This window comes from Bacillus fungorum, assembly GCF_002746455.1.
Lineage (GTDB): Bacteria > Bacillota > Bacilli > Bacillales > Bacillaceae_G > Bacillus_A > Bacillus_A fungorum.
The window spans coordinates 17,819-33,161 of sequence record NZ_NWUW01000009.1 but is presented as its reverse complement, the minus strand read 5'-3'; the positions used below and the strand labels follow the sequence as shown (position 1 = coordinate 33,161).

The following is a 15,343-nucleotide window of genomic DNA, read 5'->3' as shown; positions in this document are numbered from 1 at the left end:
AAAAGGACTTTGGGCTGCATAATAAACTGCAATCCAAAGTCCTTTTTAGTTCTGCAATTTGTTTCATGTATGTTTTAGATGGAAGGATGTGTTTTTATTTTGCATTTTTACGGCGAATAAATAGTAACATACCGATTAGGAATGTTGAAAGTCCCATTAAAATAGATGCAGGATCATGTGTTGCCGTATTAGGTAACTTATCGCCTTGTTCTTTTACATTGCCCCCTTGAGAGCCATTGCCCCCTTGAGAGCCATTGCCCCCTTGAGAACTGCTATCGCCTTTAACACGGTTACCGCCTTGAGAGCCATTGCCCCCTTGAGAACTGCTATCGCCTTTAACACGGTTACCGCCTTGAGAGCCATTGCCCCCTTGAGAACTGCTATCGCCTTTAACGCGGTTACCGCCACCAGAACCGTTGCCACTAGAGCCGTTGCCGCCAGAACCACTGCCACTAGAGCCGTTGCTGCCAGAACCACTGCCACCAGAACCGTTGCCGCCAGAACCATTGCCATCAGAACCGCTGCCACCGGAACCATTGCCACCAGAACCGTTGCCGCCAGAACCACTGCCATCAGAACCGTTGCCATCGGAACCATTGCCACCAGAACCGCTGCCACCGGAACCATTGCCGCCAGAACCGTTGCCGCCAGAACCATTGCCGCCAGAACCGTTGCCGCCAGAACCGTTGCCGCCAGAACCATTGCCGCTAGAGCCACTGCCATCAGAACCGTTGCCGCCAGAACCGTTGCCGCCAGAACCACTGCCATCAGAACCGTTGCCGCCAGAACCACTGCCGTCAGAACCGTTGCCGCCAGAACCACTATCGTCCTGAGAACCACTGTTTCCTGGTGGTTTATTATTATCTTTTGAGTTGCCTTCTGCTAAATGATCGTTATTTTGTACAATTGCGTTTGTTGCTGGAGAGAAGTTTTCCGTTGCTGCATTACCGATATTTAAACCACTAAAAAAAGATAAAGAGAGTGTTGATGCTAAAATGAAGATTTTCGTCATTGTTTTCCTCCTAAGAAATTAATATTCCATCTAAAATACATCCCTTTGTAATATTTCTTAGGAAAAAGAGTTTTATGCAAAAAAAACTATATATAGAAAAAGGTGGTGTCTTTCTGAAGAGAGAAAAGAATTAGTGTAAACTCTTTACCCCGCTATTTGTGGGCAGTAAGACCCCAACCTCAAAATTCAGCGAAAGCAAAGAAGTTAGGTGGGGGACGGGCGACCCGTAAAAGTCCGATTGTTGAGGGCTGATAATCAGTGGGGGATGAACAAAAACCCCCACTGATTAAAGCTTCACTTTATAAATAGTAGAGCAGTGGGAATGTTACACTCATCACAGTAGAGGAAGTGAAAGCAGATGAAAGAATATATTGCATTTGATATTGGTGGTACACAAATTAAATATGGAATTGTTTCAGAAACAGGAACAGTATTAAAGCATAGAACGGTTCCAACAGAAATTCATTTGGGTGGGAAACAAATCATTCAAAAACTCATTCTTTTATCAAAAAAATTAATGAATGAACATACGATTACGGGGATTGGTATTAGTACTGCGGGAATTGTTAATATTTATAAAGGGATTGTAACGGGAGGGGCGGAGCATATTCCGAACTACGTTACTATTCCTATTATTGATAGATTACAAGGGGTATTACAAGTACCTGTATCCGTTGAAAATGATGTGAATTGTGCAGCTTTAGGAGAGACATGGAAAGGTATTGGGAACGGAAAAAGAAATTTTATTATGCTTACTCTTGGAACTGGTATTGGAGGAGCAATTTTTATAGATGGAGAGTTATATAGAGGGCATTCGTTTAGTGCTGGCGAATGGGGAAATATGTTAATAGAAGGGAAGACGTTTGAAGAGGTCGCTTCGATTTCAGGATTAATTCGTCTTGTACAAAAATATAAAGGTGAAAGTGATTGGAATGGAGAAACAATTTTCGAATTGTATGATAAAGGAGATAGGGAAATTACTGAAGCGGTTAAGGTTTTCTTTAAACATTTAGCAATTGGAATTAGTAACCTTGCCTATATTTTTAATCCAGAAATGATTGTTATAGGTGGAGGAATTACTGATAGAGGAAATAAGTTCTTAAAAGAAGTAAAAGAAGAGGTAGAGAAATATTTGAATAAAGAGATTTATAGTGATTGTGAGATTGAACTTGCACAAAACGGAAATTGCGCAGGAATGATTGGTGCTATTTACCACTTCTTACATCATCATAAATAAGTTATATGAATGTTTTCATATAACTGAGAATTTATCCTTTTTATCACTAGGTAAATAATGCTACAATATAAGAGAAGAATACAATATTTTCCGATTTGGAAAATGCTTTGTAGAAAGGGAGAAACTTCATGCCTATTATTTTAGAAAAAGGTCAAAAGATCGATTTAACGAAAGGACAACCAAAAGTAGCAAAACTACAGGTTGGCTTAGGCTGGGATCCAATTGGGCAATCAGGTGGATTTCTGTCTTCATTATTTGGAAGTAAACCAAATGTAGATTGTGATGCATCTGTTGTTATGTTAGAAGGAGATCGTTTTTTAAACAAAAATGATTTAGTTTACTTCGGAAACAAACTTTCTACTTGTGGTAGTATTATTCATTCAGGAGATAATTTAACAGGTGAAGGCGCTGGTGATGACGAAACAATTTTCGTAGAATTACATAAAGTTCCGAGCCGTATTAATCGTTTAGTATTCGTTGTAAATATTTATGACTGTGTAAATCGTCGTCAAGATTTCGGGATGATTCGTAATGCATATATTCGTATTCAAAACCCGCAAACTGGTGAAGAATTAGCTCGCTATAATTTATCGGATAATTATGCTGGCAAAACGACTCTAATTGCAGGGGAAATGTATCGACACGAAAATGAATGGAAGTTTTCAGCAATTGGAGAAGGAACACAAGATAAAAACTTAAGTGAGATTGTATCACGTTATCAATAAAGTAAACCGAGGAGGAATTGTATATGGCATCAATTTCATTGAAAAAAGGACAGAAGGTAGACTTAACAAAAACGAATCCAGGTCTTTCAAAAGTTCTTGTAGGACTTGGTTGGGATACAAATCGTTATGACGGACAAAACGATTTCGATTTAGATGTTAGTATTTTCTTAGTAGGTTCTAACGGTAAAGTTTCAGGTGCAGAGGATTTCGTTTTCTATAACAACCCAAAAGGTGCGAATGGTGCTGTAGAGCATTTAGGAGATAACCGAACTGGTGAAGGTGAAGGCGATGACGAAGCGATTAAAGTAGATTTGAAAAATGTGCCTGCACATATCGAACGTATTTGTTTCACAATCACAATTTATGACGGAGAAGGTCGTAGCCAAAACTTCGGACAAGTTTCTAACTCTTTCGTACGTATTCTTGATGAAGAAAAAAATGCAGAGTTAATTCGTTACGATTTAGGAGAAGATTTCTCTATTGAAACAGCTGTTGTAGTAGGTGAGCTATACCGTCATGCAGGTGACTGGAAGTTCAATGCAATCGGAAGTGGATTCCAAGGTGGATTAGCGTCTCTATGTAATAACTTTGGTTTAGACGTAGAGTAATAGATTTGTATATCCATCAGTAAATATATATTTACTGATGGATATATTTTTAAAGATTAAAATATAGAGGTGAATATAAATGGCTATTCAGTTACAAAAAGGACAGAAAATCGATTTAGGTAAAACAAGCCCTGGCTTAACAAAAGCGGTAATTGGTCTTGGTTGGGATATTAAATCTTATGACGGTGGATCTGATTTTGATTTAGATGCATCTGCCTTTTTATTAGATGCGAATGGAAAATGTACGAAGGAAACTGATTTCATTTTCTATAATAATTTACAGTCTCCTTGTGGATCTGTTTTACATACAGGGGATAACCGCACAGGTGAAGGTGAAGGCGACGATGAGCAACTTGTTGTCGATTTAAAGAAAGTTCCGGTAGACGTGCATAAAATTGCTATTACAGTTACGATTTATGATGCGGAAGGCCGTAGTCAAAACTTCGGACAAGTAGGAAATGCGTTCGTTCGTTTAGCGAATGAAGAAACGAATGAAGAAGTTCTTCGTTTTGATTTAGGAGAAGATTTCTCCATTGAAACAGCAGTTGTTTTTTGCGAATTATACCGTCATAATGGACAGTGGAAGTTTAATGCAGTAGGAAGTGGATTCCAAGGTGGTTTAGGTGCGCTTGTAAGAGCGTATGGCTTGGATGCATAGAAAGGAAACGATATTCGTTTCCTTTTTTTGACCTTTCTATAAATCTAGCAAAGAATAGGGGATAAAGGTAAGATGAGTATTTTGCAAGGAATCCTTGATACGTATGCTCAGTTTTTCGACTTGGACATGTGGATTAAAGTGTTGCAGGATCCAGTATCTTGGGGATTAATAGGTACACTTGTTGTACTTGAAGGGTTGTTATCTGCTGATAACGCACTTGTGTTAGCGGTAATGGTAAAACACCTTCCTGAAGAGAAACGTAAAAAAGCATTATTCTATGGACTTATTGGAGCTTATATATTCCGCTTTATTGCAATTGGAATCGGAATGTTCTTAATTAAATTATGGTGGGTAAAACTTCTTGGTGCACTTTACCTTGCTTGGTTATCAGTAAAATACTTTATTGATAAGCGTAAAGGTGCAGGTGAAGAAGAGGAAGCTCATGGTATGAACCAAAACAGTATTTTCTTCAGAATGTTTGGTGTCTTCTGGGGAACAGTTGCAATGGTCGAATTAATGGATATCGCATTCTCTGTAGATAGTGTACTTGCTGCATTTGGTGTATCTAATGAAGTTTGGATTTTATTATTAGGCGGAATGCTAGGTATTTTAATGATGCGTGGTATTGCCGGTGTATTCTTGAAATTATTAGAGCGTATTCCAGAGCTTGAAACGACAGCATACATTTTAATCTTAATTATTGCATCGAAAATGTTACTGTCTTTAATCGAGATTGAGATTAGTCATACACTATTCTTTATTATTTTAGTTGTAGCATTTGGAGCAACATTTATAATTCACTACATGAAGAATTCTGGACAAGCTAAAGAAGAAGTTGCAGCTACTAAAGAAGACAATAAATAATTGAAATGGGTTTGCTCGTTTTGTGAGCGCCCATTTTTTATAACCAAAAATAGTTTATAATAGAAGAAGGACTTAGAAAAAACGTAAATGTTTTTGGAGGTGAACTGTTGTGTTTTCACGTTTTACACTTCAACCATATGCATTAAAAGATGAATCAGATTTAAAGCGATTTGAAACACTTTTAGAAAAACGCCCACAATATAAGCTGACAGAGAATGAGATGAAATTTAGTTATATAGCATGTCGAATCCTTGGTGTTCCTAATGATGTAGATGAATATTTTAATGAGTTATTTGATTATAGTGAAGCGAAAGGAATTGAAGTTTTACACGAACAAAATTTAAACAAAGTGATTGATTCAGAAAAGCTTCGTCACATTCAAGAAGTGTTCGGATTACATCAAGAAGCACCAAACGGTCTGACAGTAAATAGGTTAGTGGCACACTTATCTGGGAAACAACTTTTACCGAAAGTAGACAATCCTGACTTACAGCATTATATACATACGACGTTTATTTCTGTATTGAAATTGTATGAGAAACAACATAACCAATCATTAAAAACAGAAGGGTTCCGTCGTTTTTTAATTGATATAATTAAATTAAGTGAAAATTACGTAGCTAAGTGGTTCTCTACGGTTAATTATAAGAAACAAATGCCGCGTATCGTTTGGTATGGGGATGCGACGGAGAGCCGTATATATTTCTTATACTTCCTTATTATGCTCGGTTGTGATGTGCTTTATTATCATCCAGAAGGAAAAGATGGATTTGAGAATGTTGATGAAGAGGGAAGGACTTTTATTGTGTCGCATCCAGGTCGCATTTCTCTTGAACCATTTCCAGATCGCCGCCGCGAACGTGTTGCAACAGTAGCGTATCAAGCTTCAAAAGAAATTGAGCAAGTCCTTCACCATGATAATTCACTGCTGTACAAGCCGTGGCAATTCCGTTCATATACGCCTGTAGCTCGTACATTAAAAACAACATACGATGAACTCTTTTTAATTACGAAAGAAAAGGCATTTGTACGCCCGACATTCTTTGTTGAAAATAAACACATTTATATTCCTTCTTTATTTGCGAAAATATCAGGTGTTTCGAAGAATGATAAAGAATATTTTCAGCGATTAAAGGCTGTTACATCATTTGATAACAGTTTATTAATTAATACATTCCCGTTTACGAAAGAGCAAAAAGCAAATTTCCAATATCATTACCGAGATGCATTAGACCGCGGGGGGAAATTACATCCAGATTTAATTATGAACAGTCATTGGTGGCCACATAAACGATTGCCAGAAGGATTACAACATGGTATTGCAGAGGCGATCATCCATACGTGTGAAAGTGAAATGTGTAAACCGATTGCAAAAGAGACGAAACAAGATGTAGCGCTATATGTTTTCGCACAACTCTCTCAAATACCACCGAATATTTTAGAACATCTTGAGAAATTTGATTATTCACAAGATGTACCGAAAATTGTTATATTTAATAATGAGAAGAGTGGAGAATTAACTCGTTCTGATGCTGTTTTATTACTATTTTTAAATCAAATAGGAGTAGATGTATTCCACTTCAATCCAACGGGAAGAAACGATATTGAACCGTATATTGAAGCGGGGGCATTTGATTCACATTGGCTTGAAGAAGTTAATTTCGATCTTGAGTTTCATGGTTCATCAGCCTATAAAAATTTATCACAAACAATAAAAGGGCTATTTCGTCCATTTTTATAAGGAAAGGGAGAATACCATATGAATAACCCAGTCGTACTAGATTCGAAAACAGAATTAAATGAGCAAACAGCACAAGATGTTCGTTTGCAACTTAGACAAGATGCAGATGTGCAACGTATTTATAATGCGGTAGATATTAAGGATCAGTTAGAATTAATTGAACTTGGAAAAGAACCTTCTATGGAAATTTCACGTTTTGCTGATCAAATTTTACATACAATGTCATTATCAAAAATAGAAGATTCTGGTGAATTATTAAAACAACTTGGTAAAATTATGGACAGATTTGATAGCAAAGACTTTGCGGAAGAGAAAAGCGGTTTCTTCTCACGTATGTTCAAAAAAGCGGATAAAATGATTGAACAAATCTTTAGCAAGTATCAAACGATGGGCCGTGAAATTGATAAAGTGTATGTGGAAATTACGAAGTATCAAGATGAAATGAAAAAATCAATTGGTACGTTAGACGGTCTATATGAGCAAAACTTAAAATATTATTTAGACTTAGAAAAGTACGTAGTAGCAGGAGAAATGTTATTAGAGCGTTTAAATACAGAGCTAGTTCCGATGTATGAAGAGCGTGTGCGTAATAATGATCAATTAGCAGGTATTGAATTAGAGTCACTTAAAAACTCTGTTGAAATTTTAGAACAGCGTATTGATGATTTAGAAAAAGCACGTATGGTTGCGTTACTTACAGCACCACAAATTCGTATGATTCAGCGTGGTAATAATAAATTAATTGGTAAAATTAATACAGCATTTATTACAACGATTCCTATCTTTAAAAATGGTATCATTCAGGCGGTAAATGCGAAACGTCAAAAGCTTGTTGCAGATTCTATGGCTGAACTTGATCGCCGTACAAATGAATTACTTAAGAAAAATGCACAAAATATCGCAACGCAAAGTGTGGAAGTAGCGAGACTATCAGGTTCTTCTAGTATTAAGATGGAAACACTTGAGGAAACTTGGAATATTATTTCAAGAGGTATGCAAGAAACACAACAAATTGAAGAGCAAAATAAACGTGAGCGTGAAGAAAGCCGCAAACGTATGGCTACATTAACAGAGAACATTAAAAAAGAATTACAAGGATAAAGTGAAACTTTAATCAGTGGGGACATCTTTCGCAAATAGCGGAATAAATGAAAAGGCAATGAGGAATAATCCTCATTGCCTTTTAGTTTCTCTTCACTAATTTAATGATCTCATTCACAACAAGTGGAAGGATACTTAATAAGAGAACAAATCCCCAATCTCGCATCGTTAATGCATGCACACCGAATATATTTGCAAGGAGCGGGATGGAGATGATACAAACTTGCATAAGAACACCGATAAGAAGGGAGAAGACTAAGTATTTATTTGTAAATAGCCCAATTGAAAAAATCGATTTCGTTCTTGAACGCAAGTTAAATGAATGAACGAGCTGAGAAAAACTAAGAACGACAAATGCCATCGTTTGAGCGTGTAATAGAGCATCTTCATCAATTCGCTCTGGGAAAAGAGGGAATAAATTTGTATCTCCGGTATAGAATTTCGCTCCGACGATAAAGGCTATTAGCGTTAAAAGTCCAATGACAGCCCCATTGAAAATAAGAAAAGGAACGCTACCACTAAATAAGCTTTCTTTCGCATGTCGTGGTTTTTCCTTCATCACATCTGGATCTTCAGGATCAACCCCAAGTGATAATGCCGGCAGTGTATCTGTAATTAAATTTACCCACAAAATGTGAATAGGTCGTAGTGGTGTTGCCCAGCCGAGTAAAATGGCTAAAAATAACGCGATAATTTCTCCGAAGTTACAAGAAAGTAAGAAGAGAATAGATTTTTTTATGTTACGGTAAATGTTTCTACCTTCCTCAACAGCTTTCACGATAGATGAGAAATTATCATCTGTTAAAACGACATCCGCTGCCCCTTTTGCAACATCTGTTCCTGTAATGCCCATCGCTACGCCAACATTTGCTTGCTTTAAAGACGGTGCATCATTGACACCATCACCAGTCATAGAAACGATATTTCCTTTTGCGCGTAATGCCCTTACAATTTTTACTTTATGCTCTGGAGAGACCCTAGCAAATACATTTAAGTGATTAATTTTGCTTGCTAGTTCTGTATCTGAAATATTATCTAATTCAGTTCCAATCATAATTTCAGATATTTCTTTAGCAATACCAAGTTCTTTAGCAATTGCAAAGGCGGTATCTTTATGGTCACCAGTAATCATAACTGTGCGAATACCGGCTTTTTTACATTCTGTAATTGAATCTTTTACCTCTGTTCGCGGTGGATCAATCATACCGACAAGACCAATAAAGATGAGATTGTTTTCAAGATGATCTATATCCACATCGTTTGAATTGTATTGTTTAAATGCGAATGAAAGTACCCTTAAAGCTTCTTGAGACATTGCCCTGGCAGCTTCTAATATTTGATTTTTATCAGTATCTGTTAGAACCTCGATTTTACCATTTTTAAATATATGGGTACATCGAGGTAAGAGTTTATCAATAGCACCTTTCGTCATGCTATAGTAGCTTTCATCGTATGTATGCACGGTTGACATCATTTTACGATCTGAATCGAAAGGTAGCTCGTTAACGCGTTCATGTATTTTTTCTAAATGATCTTTTTGCATGTTAAAAGTGCTTCCAGCAACGAGAAGAGCAATTTCAGTCGGGTCTCCGGTTTGTGATTCGTTATTGTAAGACGCATCATTACATAGCACCATATTTTTTAACAATAAACGTTGCGCATCATTATTTACACTTAAATTTTCTAAGTGGTCGTATGTGTTATCACTATAAAAGTGAGTAACGGTCATTTTATTTTGCGTTAACGTACCTGTTTTATCTGAACAAATAATTGTGACAGACCCGAGAGCTTCAACAGCTGGTAGTTTCCGAATGATAACATTTTGTTTAATCATGCGCTGCACACCAATTGCAAGAACGATGGAAACGATAGCTGGCAAGCCTTCTGGGATAGCTGCAACGGCTAAACTAATAGCAGTCATAAACATTTCTAACGTATCCCGCCCTTGTAAAAAGCCGATGAGAAACATCACGATACAAATAGCTACAGCGACAAAGCCTAAATATTTTCCGACTTGTGCTAAGCTTTTTTGAAGTGGTGTCATATCATCGTCTGCTTCATGTAAAAGGGTAGCAATCTTACCAATTTGTGAGTTCATTCCAGTTTCAACAGCAACACCGACGCCTCGTCCGTATGTAACAAGAGTAGACATAAAGGCCATGTTTTTTTGATCACCGAGTGGTACTTGCTCATCACTTTGCATGGAAGGGTGGTAGATTGCATCTTTATCAACAGGGACAGATTCACCAGTTAGAGCAGATTCTTCAACTTTTAAATTTGCGGTTTCGATAAGGCGTAAATCGCATGGGATATATCGTCCGGCGTCGAGCATAACGATATCACCTGGAACGACGTACTCAGATGGAATTTCTTTTAGTTCACCATTTCGCTTGACGATAGCTTTAGGTGTCGCCATCTTTTTCAATGCCTCTAAAGCTTGTTCTGCTTTCGATTCTTGGACGATACCGATAACAGCATTTAAAACTACAACGAGCGCAATAATACTTGCATCAGCCCATTCACCTACAAAGGCAGAAATAAGGGCTGCAATAATAAGGACATATACGAGGACGTCATTAATTTGGGCGAAAATACGCTGCCATAAAGTGCGTTTTTGTTTTGCAGCTAATTCATTAGAACCGTATTGCTTTAAACGTTCATTTACAATTTCCTCTGTTAAACCGTGTTGTTCATTTGTTTCTAGGTCGATTAATGTTTGATCTTTCGTCTTACTGTACCAATTGCTCATAAGTAAGCACCTCCAGTCAAAACAGTTAGCAATGGTAGTGTTGCTATTATTTGTGGGTAGTATGTATGAAGAAAAATCTAAGGTGAGGTTCTACTTTCATTGTACAGTATTTTACAGTTGGGTGAGGGAAAGAGAAGAGTTGTCATGAATTTGTTAGAAATAAAAAAGAGCCTCATAAACGAGGCTTCTTTACTTTTTAATTAATGTACCTAATTCTTCTGTAATAGCTTGCATTTCACTGATGCTGAATGTTTCACGTTTCATAACATGCTCATAAATGTCACGTAAGTCTTCGTACATTTCTTCATTAAAGCTAGCAGCTCTCATCGCTCCAGCATTAACCATACGTAATTTTTCTTTAATAGCTTCGACCATATATTCAACGTTTTCTTCTGACTTTACGGATAAATCCACCGAAGTGTCCCCCTTTAAAATAACATAAGGCTATCTTAACATTTTTTATCATTTTCGTTAATGAATCTTTTCAATCCTATTAAATTAGTAGGGATTTCCTTTATAATTAATAATTGGTTGTTTATACTATAAGTATATATTAAGAAATGCACCAAGAAGGGAAGAAACAAAAATATGGTTCAAGTATTGTTTGTTTGTCTTGGGAACATTTGCCGTTCTCCGATGGCAGAAGCGATTTTTCGAGATCTTGTCGTAAAAGAGGGACTCGAAGAGAAAATTGTCATTGATTCTGCAGGAACTGGAGATTGGCATATTGGCCATCCGCCACATAAAGGAACACAAAAAATTTTAAAAGAAAATGCAGTCACTTTTAAAGGAATTAAAGCTAGGCAAGTAGAAAAAGAAGACTTAACAAAGTTTGATTATATTATTGCCATGGACAACAAGAATATAGCAGATTTAAAAAGTTTAGGTAAAACTGGAGGCTATATTGGTAGGCTGTCCGATTTTGTTCCAGACGGTGGCTGGACAGACGTTCCCGACCCTTACTATACAGGGAATTTCCAAGAAGTATATGACCTTGTAACAGAAGGGTGTGCAAAGCTATTAGCTTTCATTCGAAATGAACAAGGAATATGAGGAAGCTTAGAAAGAAATACTTTCTAACATAAGAAATGAAAGGGTGAAGGAATATGGCAAAGAAAAATAATATTGCTCGAAACATTGCGATTGGTGTAGCGGCAGGTGTAGCTGTATCTATGTTGAAGAAAGAAAACCGTGAAAAAGTAAAAAATACTGCGGAAAAAGCAAAAACAAAGATGATTGAAATTGGTGAAAATGCGAAGATAAAAGAAAAAGTGCAAACTGTTACAGATAAAGGACGCGAACTCGCTGATTTCAATGTAGTAAAAGCGAAAGTAGCAGAAATTAAAAAATTGACGCCATCTGTTGTAGAGACGTTAAAAGAAACGAAAGAAATTTTTAGTAAGAAAAAGGTTGAGCCAGCAGAGAAGTCAGAAATGATTGAAATTCAAGCTGTATCTCCAAAAGTAGATGAGTTTAAAGCAGAAGAAGAGCCAGTAGTTGCTGAAGATGGTGGTATGAAAGAAGCGCGTGAATTATTTATGAAAGACTCAAATGTAGAGGAAAAAAAAACTGAAGCGTACATTGAGTTAAAGCAAGATAAAGAAGAGAAGAAAAGCGTTTAAACATATATGAGAAAAATTTTAGAAAAGGTAAGGAGACATCGTACTTATTCGTTTGGTAAAGACTTGTATGACCGGACGATGCGCGATGATGTAGCGGGCTTGGCAGCACAGCTCGCTTATTTCTTCTTGCTTGCAATTTTTCCTGGGCTCGTTTTCTTAATTACGCTTCTTGGATTTATTCCCATTCAAACAGAGGATGTGCTTAGTTTATTAGAGGTCTATGTACCAGATGATGCAATGAACTTAATTGAGGTAAATGTAGATAAAGTTGTAAACCAGCAAAATGGTGGTTTATTATCATTTGGTTTATTATCCATGTTATGGTTTGCCTCAAATGGTGTTAATGCGGTTATGAATGCTTTTAACCGCGCTTATGACGTGAAGGAAACACGTTCTTTTATTACAACAAGAGCGTTATCAATTGTGTTTACATTAGCTATCATTTTTATGATTGTCTTTGCGTTAATTGTCCCGGTATTCGGACAAGTTATTGGAGCAGCAGTGTTTAAAGCACTCGGTTTATCAGATAGTTTCTCTTTCGTATGGAGTATTACCCGATTAGTAGCGAGTTTCTTCGTGCTATTTGCATTGTTTAGTTTTTTATATACATTTGCACCAGATCGAAAGTTAAAAAGAAGAGAAGTCATTTCAGGAGCAACATTTGCTACTGTAGGATGGATTGTGGTATCGTACTCATTTGCTTATTATGTAGATAAGTTTGCGAATTACGCCAATACATATGGTGGTCTCGGTGGTATTATTATTTTAATGTTATGGTTTTACTTGACTGGGTGGGTAATTTTACTTGGCGGTGAAATTAATGGTTTACTCCATCATTATAGGACGAGTGACAATAATTCCCGTAATGAAAAGTGAGCTCTTGTTCCATAATAAAAGGGAACAGGGGGGATATTTCATGAGTAATAATAAAAAGAATCACAACAATAAAAATAACAATAAACAAAAGAGTAGTTCGCATCCAAAGCATAAAACGAGTAGTAGTGCGAACGGGCATAATAGCTATCATTAGAAAAAACGGGTCCTCTATGAGGGACCCGTTTTTATTTGTTTCCTTTTAATAATCGTAAGCCATTCAAAATGACAAGAATCGTACTTCCTTCATGCCCAATAACACCGAATGGAAGAGCTAAAAATTGTAAGAAGTTTGAACAAATCAGCATTGCAATTACAACTAGTGAAAAGATTACGTTTTGCTTTACAATACGGTTCATTCGTTTTGATAAACGGATTGCTTGGGAAAGGCGAGATAATTCGTTTTTCATAAGTACAACGTCTGCAGTTTCTAAAGCTACGTCTGTTCCTTCACCCATTGCTACACCAATGCTAGCAGTAGCGAGTGCAGGGGCATCATTTATACCATCTCCGACCATTGCTACTGTCCCGTATTTTTCTTTTAGCTTTTTAATCGTTTCCACTTTTGTTTCTGGTAAGCATGATGCATAATATTCCTTTATATTACTTTCAGAGGCAATTGCTTTTGCTGTTTCTTCATTATCGCCAGTAATCATAATTGCTTCGACACCGATGCTTTGTAATTCGCGAATAGCAGCTATTGTTTCTTGGCGAAGCGTATCTTTTAAGGCGATAAGTCCAAGGATGCCATCCTTATCACTAATATAAACGACAGTTTTACCTTCTTTTTCAAGTGAGGTAGAAATACCATTATGAAATGTCTTTGTTTCTTCACCGATAAAATCAGCTTTACCTATTTTATAAGCTTTGCTTTCAAATATTCCTTTTAGCCCAAAACCAGTTACATCTTCAACATTTTCTGGTTTTTTTAATGTAATGTCATACGCATGTTGTGCATATTTCACAATAGATTCAGCTAAAGGATGTGTAGAGTGACTTTCAATTGCTGCTGTAATAGAAAGCACTTCTTTTTCCGTTATATTTTCTCGAACATATACATCTGTTACGGTAGGTTTACCTTGTGTTAATGTCCCTGTTTTATCAAAGGCGATCGCTTTTACTGAAGCGAGGCGTTCTAAGTGTATGCCCCCTTTAAAGAGAATGCCGTTTCTTGCTCCGTTAGAAATTGCAGATAACGTTGCTGGTGTAATAGCAGCAACGAGTGCACAAGGAGATGCGACTACAAGTAAGATCATAGCGCGATAAAACGTTTCATTCCAGGTCCAGTCCAGTAAGAAATGGGGGATGAACATCATAAGTGCAACAACGATTAGTACCCCTTTTACATATGTTCCTTCAAATTTTTCGATAAATAGTTGTGATGGTGATTTTTCGCTTTGTGCACTTTGGACGAGACGGATAATCTTTTGGAATAATGTTTGATCGCTCGGCTTCGTAATTTTAACTTCGATAGCACCGCGTAAATTTACAGTGCCGGCAAATACTTCATCACCGAATTTTTTTTCATTCGGAATAGGTTCCCCTGTAATAGCAGCTTCATCGATATTTGTTTCGCCGTTATGAATCGTACCGTCAGCAGGAACGCGCTCACCTGGCTTAATTAAAATAATGTCGTTAATTTGTAATTGTCCAACAGGAACACGTTCCTCAGTGCCATTTGAAATACGCAATGCTTCTTCAGGTTGTAAATCAAGAAGTGCTGAAATTTCTTTTTGACTTTTACTTAATGTATAAGATTCCATTGCACCGCTTAGTGCAAAGATAAAGATTAAAATTGCGCCTTCTGCCCAGTAGCCAATAATTGCAGCACCGATAGCAGCAAAGAGCATGAGCATTTCGACATTTAGCTCTTTCTCTTCAATTGTATCTTCAATGCCTTCTTTTGCTTTTGCAAATCCGCCAATTATATAAGCAAGAATATAGCAAGTAATGCCCGCACTTATGACCTCGCTTTTTGTGAATAACCAACCAGCTAAAATGAAAATACCAGATGCAATTGCAAATATAAGTTCATAGTGCTTTTTTAGTGTTTGAATCCAAGATGGAGTAGGTACGTTTTGTTTTGATGATAATGTTTTTACTTCCGAGTTCATTATTGCTCGCCCCTTTCAAATTCTTATTGAGAAAAAGAA

Annotated in this window: 14 protein-coding genes; 10 read left to right on the top strand and 4 right to left on the bottom strand. The window is 36.9% G+C overall.

The genetic code is table 11. From position 1 onward, the window contains the following. Nucleotides 1-94: 94 nt before the first annotated feature. Nucleotides 95-1,012: an LPXTG cell wall anchor domain-containing protein gene (locus tag CO726_RS14850; RefSeq protein ID WP_099684775.1), complete on the bottom strand. Its 918-nt coding sequence runs from the start codon at nucleotides 1,010-1,012 to the stop codon at nucleotides 95-97. A gap of 358 nt (nucleotides 1,013-1,370) precedes the next feature. Here CO726_RS14850 and CO726_RS14845 point away from each other — a divergent pair, with 358 nt between their 5' ends. From CO726_RS14845 to CO726_RS14815, 7 genes are all read left to right on the top strand, one after another. Continuing rightward, on the top strand, nucleotides 1,371-2,249 hold the full coding sequence (locus CO726_RS14845) for an ROK family protein (protein WP_099684774.1): 879 nt from the start codon (nucleotides 1,371-1,373) through the stop codon (nucleotides 2,247-2,249). A gap of 128 nt (nucleotides 2,250-2,377) precedes the next feature. Beyond that, complete coding sequence (locus CO726_RS14840) at nucleotides 2,378-2,974, top strand: TerD family protein (RefSeq protein WP_099684773.1); 597 nt, start codon at nucleotides 2,378-2,380, stop codon at nucleotides 2,972-2,974. A 23-nt stretch (nucleotides 2,975-2,997) separates the two neighbouring features. Next, nucleotides 2,998-3,582, top strand: a complete 585-nt coding sequence (locus tag CO726_RS14835; protein WP_136699645.1) for a TerD family protein — start codon at nucleotides 2,998-3,000, stop codon at nucleotides 3,580-3,582. A gap of 79 nt (nucleotides 3,583-3,661) precedes the next feature. Further along, nucleotides 3,662-4,240: a TerD family protein gene (locus CO726_RS14830; RefSeq protein ID WP_098759383.1), complete on the top strand. Its 579-nt coding sequence runs from the start codon at nucleotides 3,662-3,664 to the stop codon at nucleotides 4,238-4,240. 72 nt (nucleotides 4,241-4,312) lie between these two features. Continuing rightward, complete coding sequence (locus tag CO726_RS14825) at nucleotides 4,313-5,104, top strand: TerC family protein (protein ID WP_000025688.1); 792 nt, start codon at nucleotides 4,313-4,315, stop codon at nucleotides 5,102-5,104. Between the two features lie 109 nt (nucleotides 5,105-5,213). Continuing rightward, nucleotides 5,214-6,845 (top strand): YceG family protein, encoded by a 1,632-nt coding sequence (locus CO726_RS14820; protein WP_099684771.1) that lies wholly within the window; start codon nucleotides 5,214-5,216, stop codon nucleotides 6,843-6,845. A gap of 18 nt (nucleotides 6,846-6,863) precedes the next feature. Then, nucleotides 6,864-7,946, top strand: coding sequence for a toxic anion resistance protein (locus CO726_RS14815; protein WP_001064413.1), 1,083 nt, complete (start codon nucleotides 6,864-6,866; stop codon nucleotides 7,944-7,946). A gap of 82 nt (nucleotides 7,947-8,028) precedes the next feature. Here CO726_RS14815 and CO726_RS14810 read toward each other — a convergent pair whose 3' ends face one another. Next, entirely contained in the window at nucleotides 8,029-10,695 is a 2,667-nt protein-coding gene (locus CO726_RS14810) for a cation-translocating P-type ATPase (RefSeq protein WP_099684770.1), read from the bottom strand. 189 nt (nucleotides 10,696-10,884) lie between these two features. Beyond that, the gene (locus CO726_RS14805; protein WP_000366197.1) at nucleotides 10,885-11,109 is read right to left on the bottom strand and encodes a DUF1128 domain-containing protein; all 225 of its coding nucleotides are present in this window, start codon (nucleotides 11,107-11,109) and stop codon (nucleotides 10,885-10,887) included. Between the two features lie 174 nt (nucleotides 11,110-11,283). On the opposite strand from CO726_RS14805, the gene CO726_RS14800 reads away from it, so the two are divergent. Genes CO726_RS14800 through CO726_RS14790 form a run of 3 tightly spaced genes read left to right on the top strand, consistent with a single transcriptional unit; the run spans nucleotide 11,284 to nucleotide 13,193 of the window. Continuing rightward, a complete protein-coding gene (locus CO726_RS14800; protein ID WP_098759379.1) occupies nucleotides 11,284-11,748 on the top strand; it encodes a low molecular weight protein-tyrosine-phosphatase in 465 nt (154 codons plus the stop codon). A gap of 53 nt (nucleotides 11,749-11,801) precedes the next feature. Continuing rightward, nucleotides 11,802-12,317, top strand: a complete 516-nt coding sequence (locus CO726_RS14795) for a DUF4075 domain-containing protein (protein ID WP_099684769.1) — start codon at nucleotides 11,802-11,804, stop codon at nucleotides 12,315-12,317. A 6-nt stretch (nucleotides 12,318-12,323) separates the two neighbouring features. After that, nucleotides 12,324-13,193 (top strand): YihY/virulence factor BrkB family protein, encoded by an 870-nt coding sequence (locus tag CO726_RS14790; RefSeq protein WP_098759377.1) that lies wholly within the window; start codon nucleotides 12,324-12,326, stop codon nucleotides 13,191-13,193. Between the two features lie 185 nt (nucleotides 13,194-13,378). On the opposite strand, the gene CO726_RS14780 is transcribed toward CO726_RS14790, so the two are convergent. Then, on the bottom strand, nucleotides 13,379-15,304 hold the full coding sequence (locus CO726_RS14780; protein ID WP_099684767.1) for a heavy metal translocating P-type ATPase: 1,926 nt from the start codon (nucleotides 15,302-15,304) through the stop codon (nucleotides 13,379-13,381). Nucleotides 15,305-15,343: the final 39 nt, after the last annotated feature.